This is a genomic window from Seonamhaeicola algicola, assembly GCF_007997385.1.
Taxonomy (GTDB): Bacteria; Bacteroidota; Bacteroidia; order Flavobacteriales; family Flavobacteriaceae; genus Seonamhaeicola; species Seonamhaeicola algicola.
Genome location: NZ_VOSC01000012.1, coordinates 470,696 through 486,154 on the forward strand (window position 1 = coordinate 470,696; position 15,459 = coordinate 486,154).

General features: G+C 31.7%; 17 protein-coding genes. 5 read left to right on the plus strand and 12 right to left on the minus strand.

What is annotated here, in order from left to right; genetic code table 11:
• Positions 1-11: 11 nt before the first annotated feature.
• Positions 12-794 carry an enoyl-CoA hydratase/isomerase family protein gene (locus tag FUA26_RS04545; protein ID WP_147132159.1) on the plus strand — a complete coding sequence of 261 codons (783 nt, stop codon included), beginning with the start codon at positions 12-14 and terminating at the stop codon, positions 792-794.
• Positions 795-876: 82 nt separating this feature from the next.
• Here FUA26_RS04545 and FUA26_RS04550 read toward each other — a convergent pair whose 3' ends face one another.
• Positions 877-1,557 (minus strand): type 1 glutamine amidotransferase domain-containing protein, encoded by a 681-nt coding sequence (locus FUA26_RS04550; RefSeq protein WP_246109078.1) that lies wholly within the window; start codon positions 1,555-1,557, stop codon positions 877-879.
• A gap of 185 nt (positions 1,558-1,742) precedes the next feature.
• Positions 1,743-2,327 (minus strand): Crp/Fnr family transcriptional regulator, encoded by a 585-nt coding sequence (locus FUA26_RS04555; protein WP_147132163.1) that lies wholly within the window; start codon positions 2,325-2,327, stop codon positions 1,743-1,745.
• 143 nt (positions 2,328-2,470) lie between these two features.
• On the opposite strand from FUA26_RS04555, the gene FUA26_RS04560 reads away from it, so the two are divergent.
• Positions 2,471-3,544 carry a PA0069 family radical SAM protein gene (locus tag FUA26_RS04560; protein ID WP_147132166.1) on the plus strand — a complete coding sequence of 358 codons (1,074 nt, stop codon included), beginning with the start codon at positions 2,471-2,473 and terminating at the stop codon, positions 3,542-3,544.
• A 74-nt stretch (positions 3,545-3,618) separates the two neighbouring features.
• Here the strand turns inward: FUA26_RS04560 and FUA26_RS04565 are convergent, their stop codons facing one another.
• The 3 genes from FUA26_RS04565 to FUA26_RS04575 form a co-directional block, all read right to left on the minus strand.
• Positions 3,619-4,215, minus strand: a complete 597-nt coding sequence (locus tag FUA26_RS04565) for a hypothetical protein (RefSeq protein WP_147132169.1) — start codon at positions 4,213-4,215, stop codon at positions 3,619-3,621.
• Between the two features lie 455 nt (positions 4,216-4,670).
• Positions 4,671-5,267 (minus strand): hypothetical protein, encoded by a 597-nt coding sequence (locus FUA26_RS04570; protein WP_147132172.1) that lies wholly within the window; start codon positions 5,265-5,267, stop codon positions 4,671-4,673.
• A gap of 411 nt (positions 5,268-5,678) precedes the next feature.
• Complete coding sequence (locus FUA26_RS04575) at positions 5,679-6,272, minus strand: hypothetical protein (protein WP_147132175.1); 594 nt, start codon at positions 6,270-6,272, stop codon at positions 5,679-5,681.
• Positions 6,273-6,474: 202 nt separating this feature from the next.
• On the opposite strand from FUA26_RS04575, the gene FUA26_RS04580 reads away from it, so the two are divergent.
• Positions 6,475-7,350, plus strand: coding sequence for an AraC family transcriptional regulator (locus FUA26_RS04580; protein ID WP_147132178.1), 876 nt, complete (start codon positions 6,475-6,477; stop codon positions 7,348-7,350).
• On the opposite strand, the gene FUA26_RS04585 is transcribed toward FUA26_RS04580, so the two are convergent.
• The 5 genes from FUA26_RS04585 to FUA26_RS04605 all read right to left on the minus strand — a co-directional run bounded on the left by FUA26_RS04585 (position 7,347) and on the right by FUA26_RS04605 (position 10,725).
• Positions 7,347-8,000, minus strand: a complete 654-nt coding sequence (locus FUA26_RS04585) for an HD domain-containing protein (RefSeq protein WP_147132180.1) — start codon at positions 7,998-8,000, stop codon at positions 7,347-7,349. The two genes, FUA26_RS04580 and FUA26_RS04585, sit on opposite strands and share 4 nt — an antisense overlap.
• A 12-nt stretch (positions 8,001-8,012) precedes the next feature.
• Positions 8,013-9,005, minus strand: a complete 993-nt coding sequence (locus FUA26_RS04590; RefSeq protein WP_147132182.1) for an acyl-ACP desaturase — start codon at positions 9,003-9,005, stop codon at positions 8,013-8,015.
• A gap of 12 nt (positions 9,006-9,017) precedes the next feature.
• Positions 9,018-9,755, minus strand: a complete 738-nt coding sequence (locus FUA26_RS04595) for a lysophospholipid acyltransferase family protein (RefSeq protein WP_147132185.1) — start codon at positions 9,753-9,755, stop codon at positions 9,018-9,020.
• 48 nt (positions 9,756-9,803) lie between these two features.
• Positions 9,804-10,214, minus strand: coding sequence for a hypothetical protein (locus FUA26_RS04600; RefSeq protein WP_147132188.1), 411 nt, complete (start codon positions 10,212-10,214; stop codon positions 9,804-9,806).
• Between the two features lie 100 nt (positions 10,215-10,314).
• Positions 10,315-10,725, minus strand: a complete 411-nt coding sequence (locus FUA26_RS04605) for a BrxA/BrxB family bacilliredoxin (RefSeq protein ID WP_147132650.1) — start codon at positions 10,723-10,725, stop codon at positions 10,315-10,317.
• Positions 10,726-10,866: 141 nt separating this feature from the next.
• Between FUA26_RS04605 and FUA26_RS04610 the strand changes: the two genes are divergently transcribed.
• Positions 10,867-11,634 (plus strand): TerB family tellurite resistance protein, encoded by a 768-nt coding sequence (locus FUA26_RS04610; RefSeq protein ID WP_147132191.1) that lies wholly within the window; start codon positions 10,867-10,869, stop codon positions 11,632-11,634.
• Between the two features lie 77 nt (positions 11,635-11,711).
• On the opposite strand, the gene FUA26_RS04615 is transcribed toward FUA26_RS04610, so the two are convergent.
• Together FUA26_RS04615 and FUA26_RS04620 are read right to left on the minus strand one after the other, a co-directional pair.
• Positions 11,712-11,966, minus strand: coding sequence for a hypothetical protein (locus tag FUA26_RS04615; protein WP_147132194.1), 255 nt, complete (start codon positions 11,964-11,966; stop codon positions 11,712-11,714).
• Positions 11,967-12,011: 45 nt separating this feature from the next.
• Entirely contained in the window at positions 12,012-13,040 is a 1,029-nt protein-coding gene (locus FUA26_RS04620) for a S66 peptidase family protein (protein ID WP_246109069.1), read from the minus strand.
• 333 nt (positions 13,041-13,373) lie between these two features.
• Here FUA26_RS04620 and metG point away from each other — a divergent pair, with 333 nt between their 5' ends.
• On the plus strand, positions 13,374-15,458 hold the full coding sequence (gene metG, locus FUA26_RS04625; protein WP_147132195.1) for a methionine--tRNA ligase: 2,085 nt from the start codon (positions 13,374-13,376) through the stop codon (positions 15,456-15,458).
• Position 15,459 lies beyond the last annotated feature (1 nt).

Below are 15,459 nucleotides of genomic sequence, written 5' to 3' on the forward strand. Positions count from 1 at the left end.
AATATTTAAACATGAATTTTAATAACATACTAACAGAAACCAGTAATAACATTACAACTATCACTATTAACAGGCCCAAAAAATTAAATGCCCTAAACCAAGAAACTATTCAAGAATTGCATAGTGCGTTTAAATTAGCAAATGAAGATGCTCAAACCAAAGTTATAATAATTACTGGTAGTGGCGAAAAAGCTTTTGTTGCAGGGGCAGATATTAGTGAGTTTGCAGATTTTAATGTAAGTGAAGGTGAGGCCTTAGCGGCAAACGGACAAAAAATATTGTTTGATTTTGTTGAAAACTTAACTACACCTGTTATTGCTGCTGTTAATGGTTTTGCATTAGGCGGCGGTTTAGAGTTGGCTATGGCTTGCCATTTTAGAGTAGCAAGTGATAATGCCAAAATGGGCTTGCCCGAAGTGTCTCTTGGTGTTATTCCTGGTTATGGTGGTACACAACGCTTAACACAATTAGTGGGCAAAGGGCGCGCTATGGAAATGATTATGACAGCAGGTATGATTGATGCTAAAACAGCGCATAATTACGGTTTAGTAAACCATGTAACTACCCAAGAAGATATATTGTATCTGTGCAAAAAAATAGCAGGTAAAATTACCAATAACTCATCGGTGGCTATTGCTAAGGCTATTAATGCTGTTAATGCTAGCCACAAAACTAACGTAAATGGTTTTGATATTGAAATTAAAGCTTTTGGTGCATGTTTTGGCACTGAAGATTTTACTGAAGGTACTACAGCTTTTTTAGAAAAGCGTAAAGCAAATTTTCCGGGTAAATAGAAATAGTTATATAAGTAGCTTGTAAAAAACAAAAGGCTTTAGTTAAACTAAAGCCTTTTTATTTTTCTTTTTAACAACTTTTTTATTTTAATTTTTCTAAAAGTAGTTCGGCAACAAGTTCTGATGATGCGGGATTTTGCCCTGTTATTAATAAACCATCTTCAACAGCATAAGCATTCCAATCGTCTTTCTTTGAATACACACCACCATTATTTTTAAGCATGTCTTCCACTAAAAATGGTACAACCTCTGTTAATTGTACAGCCGCTTCTTCAGTATTAGTAAAGCCTGTTACTTTTTTGTTTTTCACTAAAGGTTCGCCATTAGTATTTTTAGTGTTTTTAAATACAGCAGGTGCATGACAAACTGCAGCTACGGGTTTGTTGTTATTGTAAAAGGCTTCAATTAAGGCAATACTATTTTTATTTTCAGCTAAATCCCATAACGGGCCATGGCCTCCAGGGTAAAAAACAGCATCATAATCTGCTTGGTTTACGGTTTCTAATTTTACAGTTTTAGCTAATATGGCTTGTGTTTCCTTATCATTGTTAAACCTAACAGTTGCAGGGGTTTCAAAATCTTTTTCGTTACTTTTTGGGTCTATTGGAGGTTGCCCACCTTTTGGTGATGCAATGGTTATTTGTACACCTTGGTCTTTAAGTAAATAGTAAGGTGCTGCAAATTCTTCAATCCAAAAACCTGTTTTATGCCCTGTGTTTCCTAGTTCATCATGGCTAGTTAATACAAATAATACATGTTTCATTTTTGTAATTTTTTTAGTGTTATTATGTTCTTTTTCATTGGCAATAGTGTTTTTTTTAGCCTTTGTATTGCAGGCAAATAATACACTTACCGTTGTAAAAATTAAAAGTGCTTTTTTCATTTCTAAATTAATTTATACAAAAGTAAAAAGCAGTTAACACAAAAAAATTGATGTATGGTAATAAATTAACCTTTTGCTAAAGTCTTTCTAATTCTGCTCAAACTTTCGGTGGTTATGCCTAAATATGAAGCTATATGATAGTTTTTTACGCTTTGTTCTATATTTGGATAGGTATTTACAAATGCAACGTAGCGTTCTTGTGCAGATAATGCTAAGTTTGATAGAATACGCTTTTGAAAACTAGAAAAAGCACGCTCCATTTTTTTTCTAAAAAAGGTTTCTAAAGCAGGAATGTTCTCTAATAAATGCTCCATTTGCGTTCTAGATAGTTTTAGTAATGTAGCATTTTGTATGCTTTCTATATTCATTATAGCTTTTCCCGATGAAAAAAAGGCTGTATAATCACTTATCCACCAATCTTCAATAGCAAATTGTAGTGTATGCTCCTTTCCAGTTTTATCAATATAAAAAGTTCTTAAACATCCACTGTAAACGTAGTATTGGTTTTTTACGGTTGTATTTATTTTTAAAAGTGTTTCATCTTTTTTTAAATAAACTTTTTCAAAAGTGTTTGCAATTAAATGTAACTCATCATTAGTTAGTGTAATGTTTTTAAATATTTTTTGTACAATTTGTGTGGTATTACACATGCTTAAATTTTTATTGAAAGTTAGTTAAAGCTTGCCAAAATACATAGTTGTTAATAACACAATTTTACTTTAACATTTTTGGACTTAAATAATGTGTAATTTTATAAAGTCTAGGTATTCCCAATATTTTTTAAATTATTTATATGAACCCCAAACCTGCTATAAAAGGACGTGGCGCTCAGCTAAACGTCCCTAATCGTTTCTTTGAATTTAGCCATGAAACCCGCAATGATTTCTTAGAATATTGCCAAAAAGAAGGTGAATTACCCGATAAAAATAAAACCAAATATTTAGAGGTGTTTCCTAAAACTATTGTAAACAAAGTTGAAAGCACTGATGTTGGTATGGCGTATTCTATGAATGCCTATCAGGGTTGTGAGCACGGTTGTATTTACTGTTACGCCAGAAACTCTCATGAGTATTGGGGTTACAGCGCTGGTTTAGATTTTGAAAGGCGTATTTTAGTAAAAAAAGAAGCGCCAAAATTATTAGAAGCACTTTTAAAAAAGAAAAGTTGGCAAGCTAAAACCATTGTAATGTCTGGTAACACAGATTGTTATCAGCCAGCCGAAAAGCAATTTGAAATTACACGCCAATGTTTACACATATTTTTAAAATATAAACATCCCGTTGGAATTATTACAAAAAACGCACTAATTTTAAGAGATTTAGATGTTTTAAAAGCACTTGCTAATGATAATTTAATTAGCGTAAACATATCAATTACATCATTAACTGAAGATATTAGGCGTGTTTTAGAGCCCAGAACAGCAACTATTAAAAAGCGATTAGAAACGGTTAAAGTGTTAAGTGATAATGGCATACCTGTTAATGTTATGATTGCGCCTATTATACCATCAATTAACAGCCATGAAATATTACCGTTAGCAAAAGCAGCTTTTGATAACGGTGCGCTTTCAATTGGCCATACCATTGTTAGGTTAAACGGTGCTATTGGTACTATTTTTACAGATTGGATAAAGAAAACAATGCCAGATAGGGCAGATAAAGTTTTGCATCAAATAGAAAATTGCCATGGTGGAAGTTTAAATGATAGCAGATATGGAACACGTATGCGTGGTGAAGGTAAAATAGCCGAACAAATAAATAGTTTAGTAAAATTAGCTAGGTTAAAATATTTTAAAAATAAAGGTATGCCAATACTAAACACTAGTTTGTATGAGCAGTACAAACAAGGTCAATTAAAATTGTTTTAAATAAAAAAACGGGTCTTTTTTTAAGACCCGTTTTTGCAAAACTAAACTAAATAAGAATTTTAAATTACTTATTATTAATTATTGATATACTTTGTGAATTCTTTACCATCAAAGTTGAAAACAATTTTGTATTTACCAGATTCTAATTTGTAAACACGCTCAATGGTTTTTTCATCTTTAATAGTTTCATTAAATAAAAGATCTGTTACTGTGTTGTAAACACCATAAACACTTACTTTTAAAGGCTCGCCATTTAAAGCCAGTTTAGTAATTAATACTAAATCGTCTTTTTGCCTTACAAAAGGTTTAAAAGTAGTTGTTTCGGCATTTTTGTTAAATGAAACTACAGTGTCCTTTACGTTAAAAGGAATGGTTTTAATTTCCATATCTTTTTCTAATTCAAAAAAGTAGTTGCCATCTGGTAAATCGGTTAAATCAAAACCTTTTGAGTACATACCAGTCTGCTCAATTACTTCCTTATATAATGTCACTCCATATATATCTTTAATAGATAATAGGTTACCTTCTTTTACATTGTTAATTGTTAATGCAGTTCCTCTTAAATCTTTACCAAATTTAATTAGAGAAATTTCGTTTGCATAACCCATAACCGCAGCCAACATTGCTACCATTAAGATTACTTTTTTAGTGTGTGTGAATACGTTTTTCATGATTTGGATAATTTAACGTTTACACTGCAAATATATGGTGGTTTATAAGTGTGTAAAACATTGATTTTGACTAATTTATATGCTATATTATCTGTTAAATATATGCTAAGTTTATGTTAAGTCAATATGCCATAACTTGGTGTTAAAAATGTACATATTGCATAGTGCAAGTGTGCCATGGTATAACTTAAAATAGTAAGCTAATGGCATGGTTTAAAAGCAGTTGTTAAAAACGTTTAAATAGAGCTTTAATTGTATTAGGTTTATAAAGCGAGAGTTTAATTTTTGAAGTTTTTAATAAATTAAAAGTGAAGTAATTTAAATTTAACCTGTATTATTTTAAGTAAACTTTTATGCTAGTTAGTTATTAAATAGAATTATATAAAAAAAAGAAAGCGAGCCAAAAGGGCTCGCTTTATCAAAACTAAACAAAATAAGAACTAATAAACTTTATATTAATTATTTATATACTTGGTGTATTCTTTACCGTCAAAATTGAAAACCATTTTGTATTTACCAGCGCTTAATTTGTAAACACGTTCAATGTTTTTTGTGTTTTCAATTGTTTCATCTAATAAAAGTTCAGCATCATTTTCATCTAAACCATATACAGTAATCTCCATAGGTTCAGCGTTTAAGGCTAATTTAGTTACATAAACTAAACCGTTACTTTCTCTAACAAATGGTTTGAAAGTTGTAGTTTCTTCAGTTTTATTAAAAGTAACTTTTGTTGCATTTACGGTAAAAGGTATGGTTTTAATTTCCATGTCTTTTTCTAATTCAAAAAAGTAGTTTCCATCAGGTAAATCAGTTAAATCAAAACCTTTTGTGTATAAGCCGCTTTGCTCAATTACTTCTTTATATAAAGTTATGCCGTAAATATCTTTAATAGATAATAGGTTTCCTTCCTTTACATTTTCAATTGTTAATGCAGTTCCTCTTAAATCTTTACCAAATTTAATTAAAGAAATCTCGTTTGCATTTGCTATAACCGTAGCTAACATTGCTACCATTACAATTACTGTTTTTGTGTGTGATAATACGTTTTTCATGATCTGGATTATTAACGTTTACACTGCAAATATAGGGCGGCTTTTAAGTGTGTAAAACATTGATTTTGACTAATTTATATGCTATTTTAACCCTGTTTTTATTCGCTTTTTATAACCAGGTTAATATGGTGTATTGGCATGTTAATTTTGCATATATTTAGTACTATACACATGTTGTTGTTACTACAACTTTTTATTAATAATTTTTTTTTGAAGCTTATGCTGAAATAGATTAGTATTCTTTTTGAAGTATAAATGCTATACCTTTTAAAAAGTTAAGCATTAGTGTAATGAAAATTAAAATGCAGAAATTTTGTGAGCAATAATTTTGAAGTAATTAGAAAAGCATAGACAAAAAAAAGTGGGCCACCACAGCCCACTTTTACCAACTAAACTAAATAAGACATTAAACTAATTATTAATGAATTTTGTAAAATCTTTATTATTTGAATTAAAGACTATTTTATAATTACCAGACTCAAGTCTATATATTTTTTCAATAGATTGAGTACCTGTTATTGTTTCGGTGTATAATAATTCTTCTGAATTTCCATTGTCAATGCCATAAACATTAACAGTAAAAGCTTCTCCTTTTGGCGAAAGTTTAGTTACATAAACTAAATCTTCTTTAACAACAACAACTGGTTTATGATATATTGTTTCACTGTTGCTTTTAAAGTTTACTTTGTTATTATTAACTGAAAAAGGAATGGTTTTTATTTCAACATCTTTTTCTAATTCAAAAAAGTAGTTGCCTTCTGGTAGCGCAGTTAAATCAAAACCTTTAGTATAAATACCATCTTGTTTAATTAACTCTTTATATAAAGTTACGCCGTAAGCATCTTTAATGGTAAGTAAATTACCTTCTTTCACATTATTTAAAGTAATAGCTGTTTTAGCAGCATCTTTTACTATTGTATTATCATTAGAAGCATAACTAATAACAGAAGCTGCCATTGCTACTATTATAAATCCTTTTCTAGTATGTTTTAATAATGTGTTCATGTTTTGTGTTATTGTTTGATAACGGTACAAAGATATGGCAGTTGTAAAGGGTGGAAAACATCAATTTTAGCAAGTTTATATGCTATTTTAACCGTTAACAATATGTTAAATCACTGTTAAGTTAATTTTGCATATATTTGGGGTAATAAAATATATAATGTATGCATAATATATATTAATTTTGCATAAAAATCATCCCACTATGATTACAAAGAAACCTACATTTAAAAAGCTTTCGCCATCATTTGGAGAGTCTGTACTGGTAAAACAGCATAATGATAAGCTAGACAGGGGCGAAATGTTTTGGCACTTTCATCCAGAATTAGAATTAATTTATGTGAATAGAGGCCAAGGAAAAACACACATTGGAAACCATTTATCATACTTTAATAATAGTCAGCTTATATTAATAGGATCAAATTTACCGCATAACGGATTTACCGATAGGCTAACAGCTGCTGGTATTGAAACAACCATACAGTTTAGACCAGATTTTTTAGGCGATGACTTTTTTAACTCGGTGCCTGAAGCCAATGCAATAGGCATACTTTTTGAAAAAGCTAAAAATGGTATTCTATTTAATAGAGCAACTAAAGATGTTGTTGGATCTAAAATTGAAGATTTAGAAAACTATAATGGCTTTAATAGAATTTTAAAGTTATTAGAAATTCTACAATATTTAGCAACAACCGATGATTATACTATTTTAAATGCCGATGGTTTTGTGTTTGAAGCTGAACCACAAGACACTGATAAAATTAAAACCATATACAAATTTGTAAATGCTAATTTTAAAGAACATATTGCTTTAGAAGACATTGCCGATAAGGTTAGTATGACAGTACCTGCTTTTTGTCGTTATTTTAAGAAAACAACAGGTAAAACATTTACACAAGTAGTAAATGAAATACGTATAGTACATGCTACAAAACTATTAAATGAAAGCCAAATGAGTATTGCTGATATTTGTTTTGAGTGTGGTTTTAATAATTTTTCACACTTTAACAAGCAATTTAATGAGGTAATTGGTAAAAGTGCTTCTAATTACCGAAAAGAAATTAAGCAGATAATAGGTTAAACCTTACCATTCCATTCATTATAAAACTGTTTTAAGAACAGCTCCATAAACTGATGCCTTTCAATGGCTAGTTTTTTACCTGTTTGGGTATTCATGCGGTCTTTTAAAAGCAGTAATTTTTCGTAAAAATGATTAATGGTTGGTGCGGTAGAATTTTTGTATTCCGCTTTGGTCATGTTTAAATTAGGGGGTATGCTAGGGTTGTATAATTGCCTGTTTTTAAATCCGCCGTAATTAAAAGTTCGGGCAATACCAATAGCGCCAATGGCATCTAGCCTATCAGCATCTTGTACAACATCTAATTCTGCCGATGTAAATTTTTGTGCTTCATTACCACCTTTAAATGATATATTTTCAATAATATTTACAACATGCTCTATAACTGCCGAGTCTACATTTAATTTAAATAAAAATTCGCGTGCTACCTTGGGGCCAATTGTTTCATCGCCATTATGAAACTTACTATCAGCAATATCATGTAACAACGCGCCCAATGCAACAATAAATATGTTTACAGATTCATTTTTTGCAATTAAAAGGGCGTTGTTATAAACTCTAAGGGTGTGAAACCAATCATGACCACCTTCGGCTCCAGAAAGGGTTTTTTCTACAAAGGTTTTAGTTTTTTGTATTATAGCTTCTGAAGTCATAAAAATTTGAAATTATTTAGCAATAGCAGGTTCTACCCATTTAAATTGAAATGAATTTTCAGGAATTTTCATTCTTTCAGCCAAACGGTACATTCTATCGGGCAGTTTCATTAAATAATCTCTTGCCTTTTCTGCTTCATCTGTTAGGTTTGTTATTTTATCAATTTCCCAGCGGTCAATTAATTTTTTAAGAATATCAACATAATCTGTTGAGGTGTAAACACCAATGCGTTGTGCCGTGTTTGAAAACTCTTCAAAAGCAGTACTTATTTTATCGCCAGATTCTCTTAAAAAATGTGCTGGCATGGTAATTTTTTGTTTCATCATGTAATGAAATGCCATCATCATTTGGCTGGGGTCTACTTTAAAAATGCGCTCCACAAATTCAGAGTAGGCGTTGTGGTGTCTCATTTCATCACCAGAAACCATTTGGCACATTCTTGCTAACCTTTTATTGCCATGTTTTTTAGCAATTTTAGCAACTCTGTTATGCGAAATGTATGTGGCAAGCTCTTGGAAACTTGTGTATACAAAGTTTTTATAAGGGTCTCTGTCTGTGCCAATATCAAAACCATCAGAAATTAAATGTTGTGTGGTTACTTCAATTTCGCGCATGTTAACTCTACCAGATAGGTAAAGGTATTTGTTTAGCACATCGCCGTGTCTGTTTTCTTCTCCCGTCCAATGTTTTATCCATCTAGACCATCCGCTGGGGTTATTTACTTGGTCAATTCCTTCAACATCCATTAGCCAAGACTCGTAAGTTGGTAAGGCTTCTTCAGTAATCATATCACCAACTAAAACCACCCAAAAATCATAAGGTAGCTCTTTAGATAATTCGCGTATTTCAGTAATTTCATCAAAAAAGGTATCACTTTCAGAGTTTGGTAAAAAATCTGTTGGTTGCCATATTTTATCAATAGGTATTAAGTATTTTTGAATTAATGCGTCAACATCTTTTTCTAAAAACTGCATAACCTCTAAACGCACATTTTTTAACGACATTTTAGTTTTATTTTAAGGGTGAATATCTTGTTTTATAGTAGCTTCAATTTCATTTATTAGTGCTTGCTTATCAGCATGGTCAGCTAATTTTATGGGAGCATGCACTTTAAATTTTATGTGTGTACCTAAACCCATAGGAAATTTTCCGTATCTAAACATTTTCCATGAGTTATTTATTGAAATTGGCACAATAAGTGCCGATGGTATTTTTTTAAATAGTATTTCTAAACCTTTGGTTTGGAAAGGTTTTGGTTGGCCTGTTTTACTTCTGGTGCCTTCCGGAAAAATTGCAGCAGCGCGTTTGGTGGTTTCAATATATTCACCAAATTTCATAATAACAGGTAAAGATTGTCTGGGGTTTTTTCTGTCAATTAAAGCAGAACCGCCATGACGTAAATTATATGATACACTAGGTATGCCTTTACCAAGTTCTTTTTTACTTATAAATTTTACATGATGTTTGCGCAGATACCACATTATTGGCGATATATCATACATACTTTGATGATTAGCAACAATAATTATTGGGGTATTGGTTGGTATATTATGTTTGTTGTTAAACGTAATACGTGTGCCTAAAATATGCGTACATGTAATTAAAAAAAACTGAAGTGCATCTACACTTAATTTATGTGCTTTATACCCAAATATATTAAAGCAAAACCATTGTATAGGGTGAAATATAACAAGTGTTATAAAAAAACACAAGTAGTAAATAACGGTTATTGGGTACGATAAAATTTTTACCATGCCCAAAAGTACATGAATTTTTAAAGAAGTAAAATAAAACTAAGGTATTTAATACACAGGAACGCAAACATTATTTTGGCAAGTAACATCTTTGGGTTGTAATATTACAGCACAATCTGAAACCACGCCCCATTTAGCATTAAATATGCTTTCAAGTTGGTTGTATTGTTCCACCTTGGTTTCAAAATCTTGTATGTTTATTGATGTTGAGTACACCAAATAACTCCATGGGCCACCACAAGGTTTACTACCAAAGGCAATTATTTTACATGTTGAAGTTTCATTACAAACTGAGCTTTCTGCAATGGTTTCAATATCGTTTTTTAACTGTGTTAGAGTTTCTAATTCGCTGTTGTATGATGATACTTGATTATCATCATCACTTAAACACCCAGCAAGAAAAACAATTGATAAAACAAAAATTAAGGCTACAAATTTAAACGTATTACTAGCAAACATTTTTTATTTTAATGATGTTATAATTATAAAAAGGTTGCGTTTTGGTATAAAAAAACCGCGAAAATAATCGCGGTTTGTAATTTATAAGCTTAAAGTTTTATTAGCAAAACTCGTTGTAAGCGTCTTTTAAGTTATCAGCAATAAGTTCAGCAGGTCTTCCTTCAATATGATGACGCTCTAGCATGTGTACTAATTCGCCATTTTTAAATAAAGCCATACTTGGTGAACTTGGAGGAAACGGCACCATATATTCTCTAGCTTTAGTTACAGCGTCTTTATCAACACCTGCAAAAACAGTAACAATGTGATCTGGTTTTTTGCTGTTTTCTAAACTCATTTTAGCACCTGGGCGTGCGTTTGCTGCAGCACAACCACATACAGAGTTTACAACCACTAATGTTGTACCTTCTTTAGCTAAGGCAGTATCAACTGCTTCTACAGTTTGTAATTCTTCAAAACCAACATTTGTTAAGTCTTCGCGCATTGGTTTTACTAATTCTGCTGGATACATATTTTCAATTTTTTTAATTAACAATTTATTAGTTGCCAAAAATTACTTTTTGGATTGCAAAGATATCAATTGTGTAACAAAATACGCGTGCAATCAACTAACTAATATTATATTTACCAATAAATAAAATTTATAATTATTATGAGTGTTTCAAAATGGATTGGTGGTGCGCTTGGGTGGTCTTTTGGTGGCCCCATTGGTGCCATTATTGGTGTTGCCTTAGGAAGTATTGTTGATGCAATGTCAAACGGTAATACCGATACGTTTTTAGGTGAAGGAAAACAACAAAAAAGGCCAACGTATAATGGTAGAGCAGAACGCCCCCAAACACAATCGGGCGATTTTGAAGTTAGCTTACTTATTTTAGCATCAATAGTTATAAAGGCCGATGGTAAACAAGACCAAAGAGAGCTAGATTATGTACGCCAACAATTTGCAACAATGTATGGTAAAGAGCGTGCAAATCATGCATTTCAATTATTTAAAAACATAAGCAAACAAAGCGTATCTACAAGGCAAGTGTGTTTACAAATAAAGCAAATGATGGATCATCCGTCGCGCTTGCAATTAATGCATTTTCTATTTGGAATAGCTAAAGCCGATGGTGTTGTTACTGAAGATGAAGAACGCCAAATACAAATAATAGCGGGCTATTTAGGTATTAGTGTTAGAGATTATGAAAGCATAAAAGCCATGTTTTATAACAGTAGTGAAAATGCTTATAAAGTTTTAGAAATAGAAAAAGGCGCAAGTGTTGATGATATTAAGCGCGCTTACCGAAAAATGGCAAAAAAATATCACCCAGATAGAGTTATTCATTTAGGCAAAGAACATCAAGCAGGTGCCGAAGAAAAATTTAGGCAAGTGCAAGATGCTTATGAGCATTTGCAAAAAGAATTGAAGTTTTAATTAATGTTCTTAAAAAAATAAAAATCCGTGTAAAAATGCTTTTACACGGATTTTTTTATGTTGTTTAAAAAACTAAACTATTTAGTAAAAACTTCTTTGCTAGTATAAATTTTTGTTGAATCGTTTTTATCAAAAACATATACTAATTTGTTATCATCATTTAAATAAACCGATGCTAATTTCCAACCTTCACTTTGTGTAGATTCTAATAAGCATTTTCTAACATCAGGGTTGTTTAAGTTTAAATTAGCAATTTTAATAGTGTCTGCTTTTGCTGTAAAAACAACACTTAACATTATAACTGTAAATAATAATTGTAATTTTTTCATCATAGATAGGGGTTTAAATTCAGTACAATGCTATGATAAAATTGATTTTTAGTTAAAAATAATAGTTGAATGCTCATTTTTAACCGTTAATGTAGCTAATTTACCAAGTATTAGTGCCCTATTGTCTTTTTCATGGCCAGCAGGCATATTAAATACAACCGGGAAATTATATTCGGAGAGAACATCTAAAATAAGCTGTTCTATAGAGCTTCCCCAAGGTGTTGTATTACGTTTAATTTTTGTCATATCGCCAATAATTACAGCTTTACAGTTATTAAAATATCCTGCGCGTTTTAAGCTTTGTAACATACGGTCTATATGATATTTATATTCGCCAATTTCTTCAATAAAAAGAATTTTTCCAGACGTATCAATACTAGTTTTAGAGCCTAGCATGGTGTGTAAAATAGTTAGGTTACCACCAACAATAGGAGCTGTTACACTACCTGTTTTATTGTATTTTGAGCCTTTTAAGGTATAGTGTAAAGGTTGGCCAAAAAGTGAATATTTAAAAGTGTTTATAGTTTCGGTAATGGTTTCTGGTGTATCTTGTAAGCTTGTGCACATCATGGCATGTATAGATTGTACGCCTAAGTTATGCACTTGGTTATGAATGGCTGTAATATCACTATAACCAATAATCCATTTAGGGTTTTCTTTAAAGTTAGACCAATCTAATTTATCTAAAATCCTAACAGAACCATAACCGCCTCTAGCGCACCAAATAGCTTTAATGTTTGGGTTGTTTAATGCGTTTTGAAAATCTTCACAACGCTCATCATCAGTTCCAGCAAAATGGTGTTCTTGGTTAAAAATATGTTTACCAACCTGGGCGTGTAACCCCCAACTTTTAAGCAGTTTTTTAGCACTTTCAATTTCAGCAGTTCTATTTTTTAAAATTCCGGCAGGTGCAACAATAGCTACTGTATCACCAGCTTTTAAGTAGGGTGGTTGTGTCAAATTTAATACTTGTTTTAAAGGTTCGTTTTGAGCAATAATGGTATTTTTTCCTAAGAAAAAAGTAGCGCAAAATACATACAAAATTAGCAGGTTTCTATACATATTGTAAATGTACATTTTTTTAGTGAAACTCAATTTTTAGGAGCCTTTATGGCAAATTAAAAATTGTAAGTTGAACTTTAGGCTGTTTAAAAAGTAGTAAAGTGTGTTATTGTGAACAAAAGTGAAGCAATCACACCCTTTATTATTAAAAGATTACTTCGTAATACGTCATTCATTTATTAGGTATTTTTTTTCGTAAAAAGCCCTTAAAATATGTACTTTTGTTGCTTTGAAAGACTCGTCATTCCGAGTAAAGAGAGGGCATCTGTTTAATAGTAATCTTAAATTTTTAAAGATTGCTGCAGTTGTGCCTCCTTCGCAATGACACAGAAACGCGATAAAATTACAATGAATAAACCAAAAAGATATACAGTTACAACCGCATTGCCTTACACTAATGGGCCAATTCATATTGGGCATTTAGCAGGTGTATACGTTCCAGCCGATATTTATGTGCGTTACTTACGCTTAACGGGCAATGATGTTGCCTTTATTGGTGGTAGTGATGAACACGGAGTTCCTATTACTATTAAAGCAAAAAACGAAGGTGTAACACCACAAGATATTGTAGATAAATATCATGCTATTATAAAGCAATCTTTTGAAGACTTTGGTATTAGTTATGATAATTATTCACGTACATCGGCACCTATTCACCATAAAACAGCTTCTAATTTTTTTAAAACATTATATGATAAAGGTGAATTTATTGAAGAAACTACAGAACAGTTATATGATGAAGAAGCTAAACAATTTTTAGCAGATAGATTTGTTATTGGAACATGCCCAAAATGTGGTAATGAAGAAAGTTACGGAGACCAATGCGAAAATTGTGGAACAAGCCATAATGCAACCGATTTAATTAATCCTAAGTCTGCAATAACCGGAAATACACCAACCTTAAAACAAACAAAACACTGGTTTTTACCACTTGATAAGCATGAAGATTTTTTAAAAGAATGGATTTTAAAAGGACATAAAAAAGATTGGAAACCAAATGTGTACGGACAAGTAAAATCATGGATAGACGATGGTTTACGCCCAAGAGCCGTAACACGCGATTTAGATTGGGGAATTCCCGTGCCTGTTGAAGGTGGCGAAGGCAAAGTACTTTACGTATGGTTTGATGCGCCAATTGGTTACATATCATCAACTATAGAATGGGCTGAACGCGAAGGAAAAAATTGGGAACCATACTGGAAAAGTGATGATACTAAACTTGTTCACTTTATTGGTAAAGATAATATTGTATTTCACTGTATTATATTTCCAAGTATGCTAAAAGCAGAGGGTAGCTATATTTTACCCGAAAATGTACCTGCTAATGAATTTTTAAATTTAGAAGGCAACAAACTATCAACCTCAAAAAATTGGGCCGTTTGGTTACCAGAGTATTTAAAAGATTTCCCTGGCCAGCAAGATGTATTGCGTTACGCATTAAATGCCAATGCACCTGAAACAAAGGATAACGATTTTACTTGGAAAGATTTTCAAGCAAGAAATAATAACGAGTTAGTTGCCATTTTTGGAAATTTTATAAACCGTGTAGTGGTTTTAACCAATAAATACTACCAAGGTATTGTACCAAAACCAAGTGAATTTACTCAAGTTGATGAAGAAACACTTGCGGCTGTTAAGGCATACCCAAGTGTAATTGCAAGTTCTATAGAGCGTTACCGTTTTAGAGAGGCAGGCCAAGAATTAATGAATTTAGCACGCTTAGGAAATAAGTATTTGGCAGATGAGGAACCTTGGAAAAAAATAAAAGAAGACGAAGCAAGAACACAAACTATAATGTATGTAGCGTTGCAGATAGCTAGTGCCCTAGCTACTTTATGCGAACCTTTTTTACCATTTACTTCGGAGAAGTTAAAGAACATTTTAAATGTCAGTTCGAGTGATTCGACGAAGGAAAATGGTATTGAGAACCACTGGAATGATATTCCAAATAAAGATGTGTTATTACCCGAAGGTCATCAAATTGGAAAAGCAGAATTGTTATTCTCTAAAATTGAAGATAAAACCATCCAAGAACAGTTAGATAAATTAGAAGCTAGTAAAAAGGCTAATGAGGCTGCCAATAAAAAAGTTGAACCTCAAAAGGATACTATTACTTTTGAAGATTTTACAAAACTTGATATACGTGTTGGAACTATTATTGAAGCAGAAAAAATGCCAAAAACAAAAAAGCTTTTAAAATTAAAAGTTGATACAGGTATTGATACACGCACCATAGTATCAGGTATTGCTGAAAGTTTTACTGCAGAAGAGGTTATAGGAAAAAAAGTAACCGTTTTGGTAAATTTAGCACCAAGAGCTTTACGTGGTGTTGAAAGCCAAGGTATGATTTTAATGACCGAAACTCCTGAAGGTAAATTAGTGTTTGTAAACCCTGATGATGCTAAAGTAAATAACGGTTTGCAAATAAGCTAAA

Coding starts and splice junctions, on each gene's coding strand:
- FUA26_RS04545 (WP_147132159.1), top strand. CDS start 12: ATGAATTTTAATAACATACTAACAGAAACCAGTAATAACATTACAACT.
- FUA26_RS04550 (WP_246109078.1), bottom strand. CDS start 1,557: ATGAAACATGTATTATTTGTATTAACTAGCCATGATGAACTAGGAAAC.
- FUA26_RS04555 (WP_147132163.1), bottom strand. CDS start 2,327: ATGTGTAATACCACACAAATTGTACAAAAAATATTTAAAAACATTACA.
- FUA26_RS04560 (WP_147132166.1), top strand. CDS start 2,471: ATGAACCCCAAACCTGCTATAAAAGGACGTGGCGCTCAGCTAAACGTC.
- FUA26_RS04565 (WP_147132169.1), bottom strand. CDS start 4,215: ATGAAAAACGTATTCACACACACTAAAAAAGTAATCTTAATGGTAGCA.
- FUA26_RS04570 (WP_147132172.1), bottom strand. CDS start 5,267: ATGAAAAACGTATTATCACACACAAAAACAGTAATTGTAATGGTAGCA.
- FUA26_RS04575 (WP_147132175.1), bottom strand. CDS start 6,272: ATGAACACATTATTAAAACATACTAGAAAAGGATTTATAATAGTAGCA.
- FUA26_RS04580 (WP_147132178.1), top strand. CDS start 6,475: ATGATTACAAAGAAACCTACATTTAAAAAGCTTTCGCCATCATTTGGA.
- FUA26_RS04585 (WP_147132180.1), bottom strand. CDS start 8,000: ATGACTTCAGAAGCTATAATACAAAAAACTAAAACCTTTGTAGAAAAA.
- FUA26_RS04590 (WP_147132182.1), bottom strand. CDS start 9,005: ATGTCGTTAAAAAATGTGCGTTTAGAGGTTATGCAGTTTTTAGAAAAA.
- FUA26_RS04595 (WP_147132185.1), bottom strand. CDS start 9,755: ATGGTAAAAATTTTATCGTACCCAATAACCGTTATTTACTACTTGTGT.
- FUA26_RS04600 (WP_147132188.1), bottom strand. CDS start 10,214: ATGTTTGCTAGTAATACGTTTAAATTTGTAGCCTTAATTTTTGTTTTA.
- FUA26_RS04605 (WP_147132650.1), bottom strand. CDS start 10,725: ATGTATCCAGCAGAATTAGTAAAACCAATGCGCGAAGACTTAACAAAT.
- FUA26_RS04610 (WP_147132191.1), top strand. CDS start 10,867: ATGAGTGTTTCAAAATGGATTGGTGGTGCGCTTGGGTGGTCTTTTGGT.
- FUA26_RS04615 (WP_147132194.1), bottom strand. CDS start 11,966: ATGATGAAAAAATTACAATTATTATTTACAGTTATAATGTTAAGTGTT.
- FUA26_RS04620 (WP_246109069.1), bottom strand. CDS start 13,040: ATGTACATTTACAATATGTATAGAAACCTGCTAATTTTGTATGTATTT.
- metG (WP_147132195.1), top strand. CDS start 13,374: ATGAATAAACCAAAAAGATATACAGTTACAACCGCATTGCCTTACACT.